This window comes from Stenotrophomonas sp. YAU14A_MKIMI4_1 (genome assembly GCF_003086855.1).
Classification (GTDB): Bacteria; Pseudomonadota; Gammaproteobacteria; order Xanthomonadales; family Xanthomonadaceae; genus Stenotrophomonas.
On record NZ_CP025998.1, the window covers coordinates 3119100 to 3135172 of the forward strand.

At 68.2% G+C, this 16073-nt stretch carries 12 protein-coding genes and 1 tRNA gene; 5 read left to right on the forward strand and 8 right to left on the reverse strand.

The genetic code is table 11. The annotated features are described in order from the left end of the window. The first annotated feature begins 158 nt into the window (after positions 1 to 158). Positions 159 to 2969, forward strand: a complete 2811-nt coding sequence (locus tag C1931_RS14330) for a TonB-dependent receptor (protein WP_108753750.1) — start codon at positions 159 to 161, stop codon at positions 2967 to 2969. Positions 2970 to 3077: 108 nt separating this feature from the next. Beyond that, positions 3078 to 4499, forward strand: a complete 1422-nt coding sequence (locus tag C1931_RS14335; RefSeq protein WP_108757774.1) for a basic amino acid/polyamine antiporter — start codon at positions 3078 to 3080, stop codon at positions 4497 to 4499. Between the two features lie 122 nt (positions 4500 to 4621). Here C1931_RS14335 and C1931_RS14340 read toward each other — a convergent pair. The 8 genes from C1931_RS14340 to C1931_RS14375 all read right to left on the reverse strand — a co-directional run bounded on the left by C1931_RS14340 (position 4622) and on the right by C1931_RS14375 (position 11490). Further along, positions 4622 to 4698, reverse strand: a tRNA-Asn gene (locus C1931_RS14340). Positions 4699 to 4720: 22 nt separating this feature from the next. Then, positions 4721 to 5191, reverse strand: a complete 471-nt coding sequence (rlmH, locus tag C1931_RS14345; RefSeq protein WP_108756830.1) for a 23S rRNA (pseudouridine(1915)-N(3))-methyltransferase RlmH — start codon at positions 5189 to 5191, stop codon at positions 4721 to 4723. 66 nt (positions 5192 to 5257) lie between these two features. Beyond that, on the reverse strand, positions 5258 to 5668 hold the full coding sequence (rsfS, locus tag C1931_RS14350) for a ribosome silencing factor (RefSeq protein WP_108750646.1): 411 nt from the start codon (positions 5666 to 5668) through the stop codon (positions 5258 to 5260). A gap of 58 nt (positions 5669 to 5726) precedes the next feature. Further along, complete coding sequence (gene nadD, locus C1931_RS14355; protein WP_108753753.1) at positions 5727 to 6392, reverse strand: nicotinate-nucleotide adenylyltransferase; 666 nt, start codon at positions 6390 to 6392, stop codon at positions 5727 to 5729. A 3-nt stretch (positions 6393 to 6395) separates the two neighbouring features. Continuing rightward, positions 6396 to 7433, reverse strand: coding sequence for a DNA polymerase III subunit delta (gene holA / locus C1931_RS14360; protein WP_108753754.1), 1038 nt, complete (start codon positions 7431 to 7433; stop codon positions 6396 to 6398). 12 nt (positions 7434 to 7445) lie between these two features. Next, complete coding sequence (lptE, locus tag C1931_RS14365; protein ID WP_108753755.1) at positions 7446 to 8027, reverse strand: LPS assembly lipoprotein LptE; 582 nt, start codon at positions 8025 to 8027, stop codon at positions 7446 to 7448. 138 nt (positions 8028 to 8165) lie between these two features. After that, complete coding sequence (gene leuS, locus C1931_RS14370; RefSeq protein WP_108756831.1) at positions 8166 to 10808, reverse strand: leucine--tRNA ligase; 2643 nt, start codon at positions 10806 to 10808, stop codon at positions 8166 to 8168. Positions 10809 to 10890: 82 nt separating this feature from the next. Next, complete coding sequence (locus tag C1931_RS14375; RefSeq protein WP_108756832.1) at positions 10891 to 11490, reverse strand: DUF998 domain-containing protein; 600 nt, start codon at positions 11488 to 11490, stop codon at positions 10891 to 10893. A gap of 141 nt (positions 11491 to 11631) precedes the next feature. Here C1931_RS14375 and trxA point away from each other — a divergent pair, with 141 nt between their 5' ends. The 3 genes from trxA (at position 11632) to C1931_RS14390 (ending at position 15911) form a co-directional block, all read left to right on the forward strand. Next, a complete protein-coding gene (gene trxA, locus C1931_RS14380) occupies positions 11632 to 12489 on the forward strand; it encodes a thioredoxin (protein WP_108756833.1) in 858 nt (285 codons plus the stop codon). A gap of 162 nt (positions 12490 to 12651) precedes the next feature. Next, positions 12652 to 14292, forward strand: coding sequence for a FecR domain-containing protein (locus C1931_RS14385; protein WP_108757775.1), 1641 nt, complete (start codon positions 12652 to 12654; stop codon positions 14290 to 14292). Continuing rightward, on the forward strand, positions 14289 to 15911 hold the full coding sequence (locus tag C1931_RS14390) for a CHASE2 domain-containing protein (RefSeq protein WP_108756834.1): 1623 nt from the start codon (positions 14289 to 14291) through the stop codon (positions 15909 to 15911). The genes C1931_RS14385 and C1931_RS14390 overlap by 4 nt, the downstream gene beginning before the upstream one ends. The last annotated feature ends 162 nt before the right edge of the window (positions 15912 to 16073 follow it).

Below are 16073 nucleotides of genomic sequence, written 5' to 3' on the forward strand. Positions count from 1 at the left end.
GGCCATGACCCTCCAATTCTTCAGTCGCGATCACATTTCTGTTACGAATTCAGTAAAACTTCACAACGCCGTCACCTGACAGAAACCTAGATTGACGCGTCCCGGGGCACACCGGTGACAGCCCTCGATGCTCGAGTTTTCCAGTCAGGAGAGAAGCTGTGAAACACCCGATCCAACGGCCCGCCAGCCGCCGCCAAAACCACCTGGCATTTTCCATTACCCACATCCTCACCGGCGGCGCTCTGCTGCTGGCCGGCGCCGTGGTCTCCCCTGCCTTCGCACAGGACCAGGCCACCAACCTCGACCGGATCACCGTGACCGGTTCGAACATTCCCCGCACCAACACCGAAACGCCCTCGCCGGTGCAGGTGGTGACCCGCCAGGAAATCGACCGCAGTGGCAAGACCACCGTGGCCGAATACCTGCAGACGCTCACCTCCGACGGTGCAGGTTCCATTCCCAAGACCTTCGGCAACGGCTTTGCCGGCGGTGGCGCCGGCATCTCGCTGCGCGGCCTGGGCGCCGGCTCCACGCTGGTGCTGTTGAACGGCCGCCGCATGGCCACCTACGGCCTGGCCGATGACGGCCAGAAGGTGTTCACCGACCTCAGCACCATTCCGCTTGACGCCGTCGAGCGCGTGGAAGTGCTGAAGGACGGCGCCTCGGCCATCTACGGTTCCGATGCGATCGCCGGCGTGGTCAACATCATCCTGCGCAGCGACTTCCAGGGTGCGATCCTGCGCGGTTCCTACGGCGTATCCGGCGATGGCGACGGCGATGCCAAGAAGGCCACGCTGACCGCCGGTACCGGTGACCTGTCCAGCGACGGCTGGAATGCGTTCTTCAGCCTGGACGTCGGCAAGACCGACGCGATCAAGATCAGCGACCGCAAGAACCGCAAGTGGATCGGCACCGGTGACATCCGTCGCTGGGGATACGACGCCGCCGATGCGCAGTTCCTTGGCGGCGCCTACCTGTCCGGCGGCACCGCCGGTGGCGTGGGCCCGAACGGTTCGGTGTTCGATGACCGCAACGTGGACGATGAAAACCCGGCCTTCCTGGTCGCACTCCCGGGCTGCGCCGACCTGACCACCATTCCCGGCCAGAGCGATGCCACCGCACAGGCGCAGGGCTGCCTGTGGAATCCGGCCCAGCTGTACCGCGACCTGAGCCCGGAAGAGAAGTACGTGAACGTGTTCGGCCGCGCCAGCTTTGCCTTCGGCGAAGGCGGCGAGGTGTACACCGAGATCGGCTACTCGAAGAAGGAAACGATCTTCAGCAACACGCCGTCCGGTGTTTCCGGCGGCTGGGGCTACCCCGGCGGCCCGGTCAACGCCAGCAGCGGCGACGGTGCCGTGGTGCTCAGCCCGACCCATCCGGACAACCCGATTCCGGGCCAGGCGTCGCGCCTGCGCTATTCGGCCTGGGATGTCGGCCCGCGCGTCACCAACAACACCAACGAGTTCAACCGCTTCCTGGTGGGCGTGAAGGGCAACTGGGGCGACTGGAGCTACGACACCGCCTACCTGCATTCGGGCACCGACCTGGTCAACAAGCGCACCGGCTTCCTGCGCTACAGCGCCGTGCAGTGCGCGCTGGGTGACCCGGCCTGCGCCGGCGGCGTGTGGCGCATCGGCGACAACGCCGGCCTGAATTCGCAGGCGCTGTACGACTACATCTCGCCCACCATCAGTGCCCGCGCCAAGTCCAGCCTGGACATGTTCGACTTCACCGTCTCGCGCAGCCTGATGGATCTGAAGGGCGGCCCGCTCGGCCTGGCCATGGGTACCGAATGGCGCAAGACCAGCAACAGCCTGACCCCGCAGACCTACACCGACCAGGGTGACATCATCGGCCTGGGCTACTCGGCCTATGACGGTACCCAGAACGTGTACGCCGGCTACGTCGAACTGTCCGCGCCGGTGCTGGAGCAGTTGGAACTGTCGGCCGCACTGCGTTACGACAAGTACGAAAGCGGTGAAGGCAAGGCCACCCCGAAGCTGGGCGTGAAGTTCACCCCGGCCGACTGGATCGCCCTGCGCGCCAGCTACGCCGAAGGCTTCCGTGCGCCGAACCCGGCCGAAAACGGCGACGGTGGCCTGGCCGCCTTCTCCAATGCCCGCGATCCGGTGCGCTGCGCCATCGACCCGGACAACGAGTGCACCGCGCGTTCGGTGGCCATCATCACCCGCCCCAATTCCGGCCTGAAGCCGGAAGAGTCGAAGAGCTACTCGGTGGGTATCGTGCTGCAGCCGACCTCCAGCACCTCGCTGACGGTTGATGCCTGGGAAATCAAGCGCACCAACGAAATCGCCCAGGGCAGCACCGCCGACGCCATCGCCGCCGGCAACGTCCTGCGCGACAGCAACAACATCGGCGGCGTGGCCAACAGCGGCACCATCCTGGCGGTCAACACGCAGTACGTGAATGCCAACTCGTCGCGTGTGCGCGGTATCGATACCGATATCCGCCAGACCTTCGACCTGGGTCCGGGCCAGCTGGAAATGGACCTGCAGTGGAGCCATCTGCTGAAGTTCGAGCGCACCGAGGGTGACACCACCGTCGATTACGTGGGCACGCACGGCAACTGCGACGTGACCAACTGCATCGGCACCCCGCAGGACCGCATCAACTTCGGCACCACCTGGAAGCAGGGGCCGTGGAGCGTGAGCGGCGTGGTGAACTACATCGACAGCATGGAAAACAAGGATCGCCGCGGTGGCGACTACCTGGCCTTCTATGAAGACGGCTCGCCGGTGGAGAAGATCTCTTCGTTCACCACCTTCGATCTGTCCGGTCGCTGGAACATCACCGATGCGTTTGAACTGAACGCTTCGGTGCAGAACGTGTTCGACCGCATCGCCCCGCTCGACCCGTCCACCTACGGCGCGGTCAACTACAACCCGCTGCACTTCAGCGGTGCCATTGGTCGTTACTTCACCGTCGGCGCCAAGTACACCTTCAACTGATCCACGAAGGTCAACCGCACTGCAGAGGCCCGGGCATGTCCCGGGCCTTTGCTTTTTCACCACATGCGCGCGGCCATGATGAAGGCCTACCGCGCGAGGCACGACCGCATGCCGTCTTCCACGCAACGCCTGGGCCTGGCCGCGCTGACCGCGCTTGTCGTCGGTTCGATGGTCGGCGCCGGCATTTTCTCGCTGCCACAGAACGTGGCCCGCAGCGCCGGGCCGGCCGCAGCGCTGATCGGCTGGGCCCTGAGCGGCGCCGGCATGTTGATGCTGGCCTTCGTGTTCCAGGCGCTGGCCAACCGCCGGCCCGATCTGGACACCGGCATCTACGCCTATGCGCGCGAGGGCTTCGGCAACTACATCGGCTTTTCCGCCGCGTGGGGCTACTGGGTGGCCTCGGTGCTGGGCAATGCCAGCTTCTTCGTGCTCATCTTCAGCGGCCTGGGCCACTTCCTGCCGGTGTTCGGCGAGGGCAACACCCCCGTGGCCTTCGCCGCCTCTTCGCTGCTGCTGTGGACGGTGCACCTGCTGGTGCTGCGGGGCCTGCGCACCGCCGCCATCATCAACGGCCTGGTGACCGTGGCCAAGCTGGTCCCGATCGCCTTGTTCCTGGTGCTGGCCGCCGGGGCGTTCCGCATGGACGTGTTCCGCGCCGACTTCTTCGGCACACCTGCGCTGGGCGACCTGGGCGCGCAGCTGCGCGGCATGATGCTGGTGACGGTGTGGGTGTTCATCGGCATCGAAGGGGCCAGCATCTATTCGCGGCGGGCGGCCCGCCGCGCCGACGTCGGCCGCGCCACCGTGATCGGTTTCGTCGGGGTGTGGCTGCTGCTGGTGCTGGTCAGCCTGCTGTCGATGGGGGTGCTGTCGCAGGCCGAGCTGGCCGGCCTGCCCAATCCCTCGATGGCATATGTGCTGCGCGCCATCGTCGGCGAATGGGGCGCTACCGTGATCATCATCGGCTCGATCATTTCCGTGCTCGGCGCGCTGCTGGCCTGGGTGCTGCTGTGCGGTGAAGTGCTGTATGCCGCCGCCGGCGATGGCACCATGCCTGCCTTCCTGGGCCGCGAGAACGCGCGCGGCGTACCGGCCAATGCGCTATGGATGAGCAACGGCCTGATCCAGCTGTTCCTGCTGCTGGTGCTGTTCAATTCGGGCAGCTACACCAGCCTGGTGCTGCTGGCCGCATCGATGAGCCTGGTGCCGTATTTCCTGTCGGCGGCCTTCTCCGTGCAGCTGGCCTGGCGTGGCCAGGCCTATGCCGGCGAAACCGGAGTCCGCTGGCGCGACTTCGGCGTTGCGCTGCTGGCCAGCGCCTACGCGTTGTGGCTGGTCTATGCCGGCGGCGTGGACAACCTGCTGCTGTCGGTGCTGCTGTATGTGCCCGGCGTGGTGCTATTCGCGCTGACGCGGCGCCAGCATGGGCAGGCCGTGTTCACCCGCTGGGAAGCGGTATTGTTCGGCGCGATCGTGGTGGTAGCGATCGCCACCCTGGTCGCATTCTGGCGCGGCGCACTGACGTTGTAGAGTCGAGCTTGCTCGACTGGCTCTTTCATCGTGCACACAACAGTCGAGCAAGCTCGACTCTACGAAGTGCAGCCATCACGCACAAAAAAAAACCTGCATCTCGCGATGCAGGTTTTCAAAGGTGGCGCCCGAAGTTGGACTCGAACCAACGACCCCCTGATTAACAGTCAAGTGCTCTAACCGGCTGAGCTATTCGGGCAGACGACTAGTATAACCACTCTTCACGCGCGATGGTAGGGGTGATTGGCAATCATTGCCGCAGCCCGATACAACTGCTCGGCCACCACCAGCCGTACCAGCATGTGCGGCAGGGTCAGCGGGCCGATCGACCATTTCTCGTCGGCCAGCGCGGACACTTCCGACGAATGCCCTTCCGGGCCGCCGATCAGGAAAGCCAGGTCCCTGCCCTGCCCGCGCCAGTGCTCCAGGCGCTGCGCCAGCTGCTCTGAACTGAGCTGGCGACCGGGCACATCCAACGCCACCACGTAGGCGTTCTTCGGCAATGCCGCGATCACCCGCTTGCCTTCGTCTTCAGTGGCACGGCGCGCATCGCGGCCCTTGCCACGCAGGCCGGGTTCGATTTCCACCAGTTCAAACGGCAACCAGTGCGAGAGCCGCTTCTGGTATTCGGCAAACCCTTGCGCCACCCAGCTGGGGGCACGTTCGCCGGTGGCGATCAGACGGGCTTTCATCAAACAGTCCTCCACAAACGTCGACGGCGCCATCGGCGCCGTCGAAGGGGTGCGTCAACGCGCGGCTCAGGCCACTTCGTCGTCGCTGGTCGGCGGCTGGTCGCCCACGGTCCACAGGCGCTCCAGCGCGTAGAACTCGCGCACGCGCGGCAGCATTACGTGCACGATCACGTCGCCCAGGTCCACCAGCACCCATTCGGCTTCGCGCTCGCCTTCCACGCCCAGCGGCATCACGTCGATCTTCTTGGCGAAGCGCACGACTTCATCGGCGATCGACTTCACGTGGCGGGTGGAGGTACCGGAGACGATGACCAGGTAGTCGGCGACGCTGGACTTGCCACGCACGTCGATCTCGACCGGGTCCTTGGCCTTCAGGTCTTCGGTGGCTTGGCGGACGCTGGCCAGCAGTTCCGGCACCGAAGGCGGCGGGCTGGGCAGTTCGACCTTGATGGTCTGGGGCTGGGTCTGGTTGCTCAAAACGGATCGACTCGATAAACGTGGGGGCGATTATACGGGCAAGGCGCGCCCGCGGCATTCACGGGGTGGCCGGCCGGTACAGGCCGTGGTCGACCACGTAATCGGCCACCGCCGGCGGCAGCAGGGCCCGCCACGGGCCGGTCGCGGCAATCTGCGCACGCACCGCGCTGGCCGATTCCGAGCGCAACGGGTGGTGCAGGCGCAATACCCGCCCGCCGGGGCTGGCGAACAGGGCCTGCTCGTTGTCGGCCCAGCGGCCATCCAGGGCCTGGCCCAGGGCGCCATCCACCGAATCCTGCAGCGGGCTGCCCGGGCGCTCGGCAACGATGAAGTGGGCCAGGTCGAACAGGGCCTGCCACTCGTGCCAGGCCGGCAGGGCCAGCAGGCTGTCGGCGCCGACCAGCCAGGCCAGCGGCCGGCTCGGCCCCAGCTCGGCGCGCAGTTCGCGCAGGGTGTCTACGGTGTAGGAAGGGCGACCCGGGAAGCGCTTGGCCCGTTCCAGCTCGCGCCGGTCCAGCAGCAGGCCCGGCTCGTCGCCGATGGCCAGCGACAGCATGCGACAGCGCTGCTCGGCGGTGGCCCCAGGCGGCGCGCGGTGCGGCGGGTCGGCCGCCGGCAGCAGCCGCACCGCCACCTGCAGTTCATCGCGGGCGGCGCGGGCGATTGCCAGATGGCCCAGGTGCACCGGATCGAAGGTGCCCCCGTAATAGATGCGCAGGCTCATGGCTCAGGCCCGGGCCAGCAGGCGCACGGCGCGGGCCTCGGCCACCGCCACCAGCAACCGCTCCAGCGCCAGCCAGGCATCGCCGTCGGCGCGCCCCTTGGCAATGCGATCCACCAGGCCGGCTTCGGCCACGAAACGTTCCCAGCGCTTGCCTTCCGGGTGGCGCTGCAACGCGCGCTTGTAGGGCGCCTGGCGCGATTCCCAGATACCGCGCGACTTCATTTCCGCGGCCAGATTGCCGCCGCGCGCCTGCACCCGGGCCAGGCCGGCACCGGCCAGCAGTTCGCGAATGACCATCGGCATCAGCGCGGCCACCGCCTCGCCTTCACCGCGCAGCCCGGCCAGCATGCGCAACACTGCCTGCGGCTGCCCGGAGAACGTGGCTTCCAGCAGACGGAACACGTCGTAGCGGGCGGCGTCGGCCACCAGCGATTCCATCCGTTCCACGTCCAGCGGCTGGCCGTCGGCCAGCAGTGCCAGCTTGTCGATCTCCTGCGCGGCCGCCAGCAGGTTGCCTTCCACGCGTTCGGCCAGGCGCTGCACCGCGGCGGGATCGGCGCGCAGGCCCTTGCCACGCAGGCGGCGCTCGATCCAGTCGGGCAGTTCGTGCGGCTTGATCGCCCAGGCCACCGACAGCACGCCGACGCGGTTCACCGCTTCGGCCCACTTGCCCTGGTGGGCCTTGCTCCATTCATTGGCGGTGATCAGCAGTACGACGTCCGGCGCCGGGTTGGCGCAGAACTGGCTGATCACTTCGGCGCCGTCCTTGCCCGGCTTGCCGCTGGGCAGGCGCACTTCCACCAGGCGGCGGGCGCTGAACAGGCTGGGCGCATTGAAGCTGGCGTCGAGCTGGTTCCAGTCGAAGTCGCGGCCATCGGCATCGAACACTTCACGTTCGCCAATGCCGGCGGCGCGCGCGCGTGCGCGCACGGCATCGGCCGCTTCCAGCACACGCAGGGTTTCCGGCCCGGCGATCAGGTACACCGGCGCCAGCGCGGTATCACCGCCCTGGCTGGCCAACTGCTCCGGACGCAGTTCCATCGCTGCGCCGGCTCAGCGCTCGACCGGCGGTGCCGGCGTGGGCTGCACGTCCTGGGCCGCGGCCGGCTTGGGCGCTGCCAGGCTGCCGCCACGTTCCAGTTCGGCGCGCACCACGCTGTCGATGCGGCGGATGATGGACGCCGACATTTCCCGGCGCAGTTCATCGGCCAGGATCTCGCGTTCGGTGGTGGTACCGGTGGCGTCGGTCGGCGGCGACACGTAATCGCGCGACAGCTCGATCACCTGCTGCGGCACCAGTTCGCTGCCGTCTTCGCGGCGGAAGATGAAGATGACCGCATAGCGCAGGCTGTATTCCTGGGCACGGCCCTGTGCATCGATGGCGATGGGCAGATCGCCCCAGCGCTCGGACAACACCTGCAGCTGGGTGCTCGGCCCGGTGCTTTCGTCGTCGGCCAGCTTGGCCCCGGACGCCAGCAGGCTGCGGTTGAGCAGCTTGACCAGTTCGCTGTAAGGCGCGGTGGAGACCACCTTCACCGGTGCCGTATCGGTGGGCAGCATCAGCTTGTTGCGCAGATGGAAACCACAGCCGGCAAGGCCGAGGGCAAGGACGAGGGCAAGCAGGATTCGGGTCATGGGAACAGTCTGGCGGAGCCGGGCGATCACGGCAACAGACAGCCTGCCCGATCACGCGTGAACGCAGGGCCATCGGCCGCTGACGCCGGCGTGGGGAACACGCACCGGCCGCCACACGGGCGGCCGGTGCCGGACACATCAGGCAGCGACGATGTTCACGATCTTGCCGGGCACGATGATGATCTTGCGCACCGTCAGGCCTTCCATGAACTTGGCCGCGTTCGGCTCGGCCTGTGCCAGCGTTTCGATATGGTCGCGCGCGGCATCGGCGGCAACCTCGATGGTGCCGCGCAGCTTGCCGTTCACCTGCACCGCCAGGGTGACCGCATCGCGCACCAGCGCAGTGCTGTCGGCCTGCGGGAACGCCTGGTCTTCCAGCAGCGTTTCGCCGTGGCCCAGCACCTGCCACAGGGCATGGCTGGCGTGCGGGGTGATCGGGTTCAGCAGCAGCACCACGGCCTGCAGGGCCTCCTGGCGCACCGCACGGCCCTGCGCGCTGGCATCGTCGAACTTGGCCAGTGCGTTCATCAGCTCCATCACCGCCGCGATGGCGGTGTTGAAGCTGTGGCGGCGGCCGTAGTCGTCACCGACCTTGCCGATGGTTTCGTGGGTCTTGCGGCGCAGCGCCTTCTGGTTGGCATCCAGCGCAGCCACGTCCAGGGCCGGTGCCACGCCTTCTTCGGCGTGCTTGTGCACCTGGGTCCACAGGCGGCGCAGGAAGCGGGCCATGCCGTCCACGCCGGCCTCGTTCCACTCCAGCGACTGTTCCGGCGGCGCGGCGAACATCGAGAACAGGCGCACGGTGTCGGCGCCGTACTTGCCAACCATGGCCTGCGGGTCCACCCCGTTGTTCTTTGACTTGGACATCTTTTCGGTGCCACCCACCACCACCGGCTGGCCGTCGGCCACCAGGGTGGCGCCGGTGATGCGGCCGCGCTCGTCGCGCTGCACGTCCACGTCGGCCGGGTTGATCCAGTCCTTCGAGCCGTCCGGGTTCGGGCGGTAGTAGGTTTCGGCGATCACCATGCCCTGGCACAGCAGATTGCGCGCCGGTTCGTTGCTGTCCACCATGCGCGCGTCGCGCAGCAGCTTGTGGTAGAAGCGGAAGTACATCAGGTGCAGGATCGCGTGCTCGATGCCGCCGATGTACTGGTCCACCGGCAGCCAGTAGTTGCCGCGCTTGTCCACCGCATCACGCGCACCCGGCGAGGTGTAGCGGGCGTAGTACCAGCTCGATTCCATGAAGGTATCGAAGGTGTCGGTTTCGCGCTCGGCCGCGCCGCCGCAGTCCGGGCAGGTGGTCTTGCGCCATTCCGGGTCGGTCTTGATCGGCGAACCGGTACCCGAGAACGCCACGTCTTCCGGCAGCACCACCGGCAGCTGCTCTTCCGGCACCGGCACCGCGCCACACTTGTCGCAGTAGATCACCGGAATCGGGCAGCCCCAGTAACGCTGGCGGCTGACGCCCCAGTCGCGCAGGCGGTAGTTCACCCGGCGCTGGCCCTGGGCCTTGCGCTCGAACCGTTCGGCCAGGGCTTCAAAGGCGCCCTGGAAATCAAGGCCGTCGAATTCGGCCGAGTTGACCAGTTCGGTCTGCCGGCTCTTGTCGCTGTACCAGTCCTGCCAGCGGGTGGCGTCCCAGGTGCGCTCGTCGTCGTTGCGCGCATCCTTCAGCGCGATGACCTGCACGATCGGCAGGCCGTACTTGTTGGCCACCTCGTTGTCGCGCTGGTCGTGGCCGGGAACGGCCATCACCGCGCCGGTGCCGTAGCCCATCAGCACGAAATTGGCCACCCACACCGGCACCTGTTCGCCGGTGACCGGATGGATCGCGCGCAAGCCGGTGTCCATGCCGCGCTTTTCCTGGGTTTCCAGCTCGGCCTCGGTCACCCCACCCTGCTTCAGCTCGGCCAGCAGCGCGGCCAGCGCCGGGTTGCTCCTGGCCGCATGCAGGGCCAGCGGGTGTTCGGCGGCGATCGACACGAAGGTCACGCCCATCACGGTGTCCGGACGGGTGGTGAACACGCGCAGCGGGTCCAGCGCGCTGCCATCGGCATCGCGCACGTCGAACTGGATTTCCAGGCCTTCGGAACGGCCGATCCAGTTGCGCTGCATGGTCTTGACCGATTCCGGCCAGCCGTCCAGTTCATCCAGGCCGTCCAGCAGTTCCTGGGCGTAATCGGTGATGCGCAGGAACCACTGCGGGATCTCGCGCTTTTCCACCAGCGCGCCCGAACGCCAGCCGCGGCCGTCGATCACCTGCTCGTTGGCCAGCACGGTCTGGTCCACCGGGTCCCAGTTCACCACCGAGTTGCGGCGGTAGGCCAGGCCCTTGCGCATCAGGCGGGTGAACATGCGCTGCTCGTGGACGTAGTAGTCCGGGCGGCAGGTGGCGAACTCGCGCGACCAGTCGATGGCATAGCCCAGCGATTTCAGCTGGCTGCGCATGTGGTCGATGTTCTTGTAGGTCCACGCCGCCGGCGCGGTCTTGTTCTTGATGGCCGCGTTTTCCGCCGGCAGGCCGAACGCGTCCCAGCCCATCGGCTGCAGCACGTTGTGGCCGGTCATGCGCTTGTAGCGGCTGATCACGTCGCCAATGGTGTAGTTGCGCACGTGGCCCATGTGCAGCGCACCGGACGGGTACGGAAGCATCGACAGGCAGTAGTACTTCGGCTTGTCCGAGGTCTCGCTGACCTCGAAGGCACGGGTGGCGTCCCAGTATTGCTGGGCGGCGGATTCAACCTGCTGCGGGTCGTAGGCGATGGGTTCAGCGCTGGTCATGGAACACGCGGATGCGGCGGCAAAGCGGTACAGCGTACCGCAGTGCGGCAAACGTCTCCAATCCCGCTCATCGGGGGCAGTCTCAGCGCCCCCGCGACAGGGGCAGCGCCAGCGCCAGCCAGACCGCCCAGCAGGCAAACGCCAGGCGCTGCGCGAATGGCGCCGGCAGTACCCCCTGCAGGCCGAAAGCGGCCACCGCCGCGGCAATGCCGACCACCAGCGCCAGCACGCCCGGCGCCCGTGCGCCGGGGTCGCGCAGGCGGCTGGCGCCCAGCATGCAGGCGCCGGCCACGAACCCCAGCACCCAGACCATCCAGGCGCTGGCGTGCAACTGGCTGGCGCCGCCATGCAGATCGTCCAGGTCCAGCGGCAGCACGCCCATGGCCGCGAAGGCCAGACCGGCCAGCAGCAGCATCTGGCTGCCCACCCGGCCCGCCCAGCCTTCGGTGGCCGGCAGTCGCCGGCGCAGGCGCTCGGCCACCACCATCGCCAGCATGCCCGGCGCCACGAAGCCCAGCAGGTTGAACGCCCAGGCATGCGGCACCCCGTGCGCGCCAAGCAGGGCAACCGGGTGCACCGCCTGCGCATAGCCGCCCAGGCCCGCACCGAAGCCGACCACCGCGGCAATGAACAGCAGTGCGGCGCACAGCCCCAGCCAACGATCAATCCGGACCCACGACATGGTGCCTACCCGTACGACAGAAGAAGCGCCCATTGTCGCGGCCGGCACGCGGGGCGCCAAGCCGCGACGTGAGGAAAGGGTTGAGACCGTCATCGATCGACACCATAGAATCGGTCTCCTGTTGCCGAACGATGTGCCCCCATGACCGAGACGACCTACGTATTCGACGCCACGACCGCGACCTTCGAGGCCGAAGTCCTGCAGAAGTCGCTGCAGACGCCGGTGCTGGTCGACTTCTGGGCGACCTGGTGCGGCCCGTGCAAGACCCTGGGGCCGATGTTGGAAAAGCTGGCCGCCGAGTACAACGGCGCCTTCGAGCTGGCCAAGGTGGACGTGGATGCCGAGCAGCAGATCGCTGCGGCCTTCCAGATCCGCTCGGTGCCCACCGTGTTCCTGGTCAAGGGCGGCCAGCTGGTGGACGGCTTCCCCGGTGCCATTCCGGAAGGCCAGCTGCGCGAATTCCTGGCCCAGCACGGCATCGTGCCGGCCGACGTTGGCGATACCAGCAGCGAAGAAGAGGCACCGCTGGACCCGCAGGGTCAGGTGGACGTGCTGCGCGCGCAGATCGCCGCCGAGCCGGACAAGGACGAACTGAAGCTGGACCTGGCGCTGGCCCTGCTGCAGATCGGCGGGGTGGACGAAGCAGGCAAGCTGATCGACGCCCTGCCGGCCAACCTGGCCACCGATGACCGCGCCGTGCGTGGCCGCGCCCGCCTGGCCTTCGCCACCGCACTGAAGGATGCGCCGGCCGCCGATGCGCTGGACGCGCGCATTGCCGCCGACGGCAAGGACCTGCAGGCGCGCCATCTGCGCGGCGTGCAGCTGCTGCTGGGCGGCCACGATGAAGCCGCGCTGGAACAGTTCCTGGAAATGCTGCGCATCGACCGCGGCTATGACGACAACCTGCCGCGCCGCACGCTGATCGACGCCTTCAACGTCATCGCCGACGAAGACCTGGTGGGCCGCTACCGTCGCAAGATGGCGTCGCTGCTGTTCTGAGGCCGCTGTTTTCGTTCAGGATTCGGTCGTCACACCGGGCGATAATGTGATGCCGGCCGCACTTTTGCGCGACCGGCATCCATTCCGGGGGGAATAAGTCAGGGCCATGGGGTCTGCACGCTGGCCCCCGCATTGCCGGGACTGCATGCCGTGACCGTTGGGATCTCGTCTGTCGTTGTGCGCGTGTTCGCCACGCTGCTTGCCGCCGCCACCCTGCTGCCCGCCAGCGCAGCCGCGCAGGATTGGACCTACCGGGTGCGCCCCGGTGACACCCTGTGGGATCTGGGCGGGGCGTACCTGAAACCCAGCGTGCCCTGGCAGCAGTTGCAGCAGCACAACCGCATCGACAACCCCTACCGCCTGCCCCCGGGCCAGCCGTTGCGCTTCCCGATCGGCTGGCTGCGCGTGGAACCGGCGCCGGCGCGGGTACTGGCCGTGCGCGGCCCGGTGCAGCTGGCCGCCGGCACTGGCGCCGCCACCCGCGCACTGCAGGCCGGTGAGAACCTGCATATCGGTGATGTGGTGCAGACCGGCGCCGATGCCAGCCTGACCCTGGAATTTGCCGATGCCTCGCGCCTGCAGCTGCGCGAGCATTCGCGGCTGCGGCTGGACCAGCTCAGCCGCTACGGCCGTACCGGCATGGTCGACACCCGCATGCGCCTGCAGCAGGGCCGTGCCAGCAACCGCGTCACCCCCGCACGCGGCCCGGCCTCGCGCTACATCATCGATGCACCCACCGCGACCAGCAGCGTGCGCGGCACCGTGTTCCGGGTCAGCGCTGGCCAGGCCGGGCAGCCGGCCGCCACCGAAGTGCTGGAAGGCAAGGTGCAGGTCGGCAATCGACGCGGCCAGCAACTGGTGCACCCCGGCCAGGCCAGTATGGCGCCAGATCTGGATGCGGCGCCGATGGCGGCGTCGGCACTGCTGCCCGCCCCGTCCTTGGCTGTAGATACGTTGCAGCGCCCCGGCCTGCCGCTGCAGCTGCACTGGCAACCGGTGGACGGCGCCGACCACTACCGCATTGAAGTGGTGCAGGCGGCGATGGCCGAGATTCTGCTGTTCGCCACGACCACGACCGACCCGCGGCTGACCATTGCCGCGCTGCCGCCCGGCCAACACCGCCTGCTGTTGCGCGCGGTCGACGCGCAGGGCGTGGAAGGCCTGGACGCCAGCGCCGATTTCAGCCTGGACGACCAGCCGCCACCGCCGCTGACGGTCGCACCGCTGCACGGACAGGACGTCAACAGCGACCGCCCGCGATTCCGCTGGACCCGGGCCCCGGGCGCGCAGGCCAGCGTGCTGCAGATCGCCAGCGAACCGCAGTTCCTGTCGCCCCTGCAGGAGCAGGCCACCACCGGCACCGATCTGCGCCTGCGCCAGCCGTTGCCGCCGGGCCAGTATTTCTGGCGCGTGGCCTCGCGCGACGGCCAGGGCCGGCAAGGGCCGTACGGGGACGCGCTGCCCCTGCAGCTGACCGACCTGCCGGTGGACCCGGCCCTGCAGCCGCCGGAAGCGGACGGCAAGGCGCTGACCCTGCGCTGGCAACCGGGCAGCGCGGGCCAGACCTACCGCGTGCAGGTTTCCCGCAACGGTGCATTCGAGGCACCATGGCTGGACCAGACCGTCGAGCAGCCCCAGGTGAGTTTCAAGCGCCCTTGGCACGGCACCCTGCACGTGCGCGTGCAGTACATTGATGATGACGGCCACGCCGGCCCGTTCTCGCCCGCGCAGCAGGTCAGCCTGCCGTGCCGGCTGTGCTACGGCGCCGGCGGTGGTGCCGCCCTGCTCTGGCTGCTGCTGTGAGGCGCTCGCCGCTGCCCTGGTCGCGGCGGTTGATGCTGGCCGTGCTGGCCTTCGTGGCCACCGCCGTGGCCAGCCACGGGCAGTGGCTGTGGCGGCAGGATGAAGCGGCCTACGACCTGATGGTCGGCGACTGGACCTACCGCCCCGACCCCAGCGTGCTGGTGGTGGCCATCGACGAAGACAGTCTGGCGCGCATCGGCCAGTGGCCGTGGCCGCGTTCGGTGCACGCACGCCTGTTGGACCGCCTGACCGATGCCGGTGCCGAACGCGTGGCGCTGGACCTGATGCTGACCGAGCCCGACCGGCGCGACAGCCGCCAGGATGCCGAGTTGGCCGCCGCCATCCGCCGCAATGGACGCGTGGTGCTGCCGGTGCTGGCGGCGCCCGCCGCCGGCGATCGCATGGCCGAAGAGCTGCTGCCCATCCCGCTCATTGCCGACAGCGCTGCGGCGCTGGGCCATAGCGATGTGGAAGTGGATGGAGACGGCGTGGCCCGCGGGGTTTACCTGCATGCGGGCATCGGCCAACCGCATTGGCCGGCGCTGGGGCTGGCCCTGGCCGACCTGCCGGTGCACGCCGCGCGCGGGCTGCCCGACCCCGATCCGGCGCTGGAATCGCCGTACCAGTGGCGCCGCGATGACTACGTGCGCGTGCGCTACGCCGGCCCGCCGGAGCAGTTGCCGCAGGTGTCCTATGCCGATGTACTGGATGGCCAGGTGGATGCCGCCCTGCTGCGCGACCGCCGCATCGTGGTCGGCATGACCGCCAGTGGCATTGCCCCGCGGCTGCTGACCCCGACCACGCGCGAGTACTGGATGAGCGGCAGCGAATACCAGGCCAACATCGCCTCGATGCTGCTGCAGGGCAAGCAGATCCAGGTAGTTCCGCCGCTGCTGCAGGACCTGGTGGCCGGTCTGCTGGCCGCGCTGTGCGTGTTGCTGCTGGGCCTGCGCCTGCCCTGGCTGGCCGCCCTGTGTTCGCTGCCGATGGGCCTGGCCACCAGCTGGCTGCTGTTGCGCACGGCCAGCCTGTGGTGGGCCCCGGCCGCAGCCACCTTCGGCATCTTGATGGTGCTGCTGGTATGGGCGGTCTGGCGCATTTCTGCCTGGCACCGCCAGGCCAACCGCGACGCGCTGACCGGGCTGGGCAACCGCCTGCGCTTCGAACAATCGCTTCAACAGGAATGCGACGCCGCACGGCGCAGTGGCAAACCGCTGAGCCTGGTGCTGATCGACGTGGACCATTTCAAGCGGCACAACGACCGCCATGGCCACCAGCTGGGCGACCGCGTGCTGCGCGACGTGGCCGCGCTGATCGCCGCCCATGCGCGACGCCCGCGCGACATGGCCGCGCGTTACGGCGGCGACGAATTCGCGATGGTGCTGCCGGACACGCCAACCAGCGGCGCGCGCCAGGTGATCGAAGACCTGATTGCCGACGTACGCGCCCTGCCCGCGCCGGCAGCAGGCGACGACAGCCGCATCACCCTCACCATCGGCGTCTATACGCGGGTACCGGACAGCCAGCTGCACCCGCACCATTTCGTCGAAGGCGCCGACGCCGCCCTGTACCGCGCCAAGGCCAACGGCCGCGACGGCTACGCCATGGACGGCGCCTGACCCCAATCCCGCCCGATACTCGTAGCGTCGAGCTTGCTCGACTGCCCCTCGCGCGATCCCCGTAGAGTCGAGCTTGCTCGACTGCTCTTTGCGCCATCCCCGTAGAGTCGAGCTTGCTCGACTGCTCTGCGCGCGATGTCGGCGAAAAGCAGTCGAGCAAGC

Excerpts from the sequence above, each read along its gene's own strand:
- holA (WP_108753754.1), bottom strand. The coding sequence starts at position 7,433 with ATGGAACTGCGTCCGGAGCAGTTGGCCAGCCAGGGCGGTGATACCGCG.
- nadD (WP_108753753.1), bottom strand. The coding sequence starts at position 6,392 with ATGAGCCTGCGCATCTATTACGGGGGCACCTTCGATCCGGTGCACCTG.
- C1931_RS14335 (WP_108757774.1), top strand. The coding sequence starts at position 3,078 with ATGCCGTCTTCCACGCAACGCCTGGGCCTGGCCGCGCTGACCGCGCTT.
- rlmH (WP_108756830.1), bottom strand. The coding sequence starts at position 5,191 with ATGAAAGCCCGTCTGATCGCCACCGGCGAACGTGCCCCCAGCTGGGTG.
- leuS (WP_108756831.1), bottom strand. The coding sequence starts at position 10,808 with ATGACCAGCGCTGAACCCATCGCCTACGACCCGCAGCAGGTTGAATCC.
- C1931_RS14375 (WP_108756832.1), bottom strand. The coding sequence starts at position 11,490 with ATGTCGTGGGTCCGGATTGATCGTTGGCTGGGGCTGTGCGCCGCACTG.
- lptE (WP_108753755.1), bottom strand. The coding sequence starts at position 8,027 with ATGACCCGAATCCTGCTTGCCCTCGTCCTTGCCCTCGGCCTTGCCGGC.
- trxA (WP_108756833.1), top strand. The coding sequence starts at position 11,632 with ATGACCGAGACGACCTACGTATTCGACGCCACGACCGCGACCTTCGAG.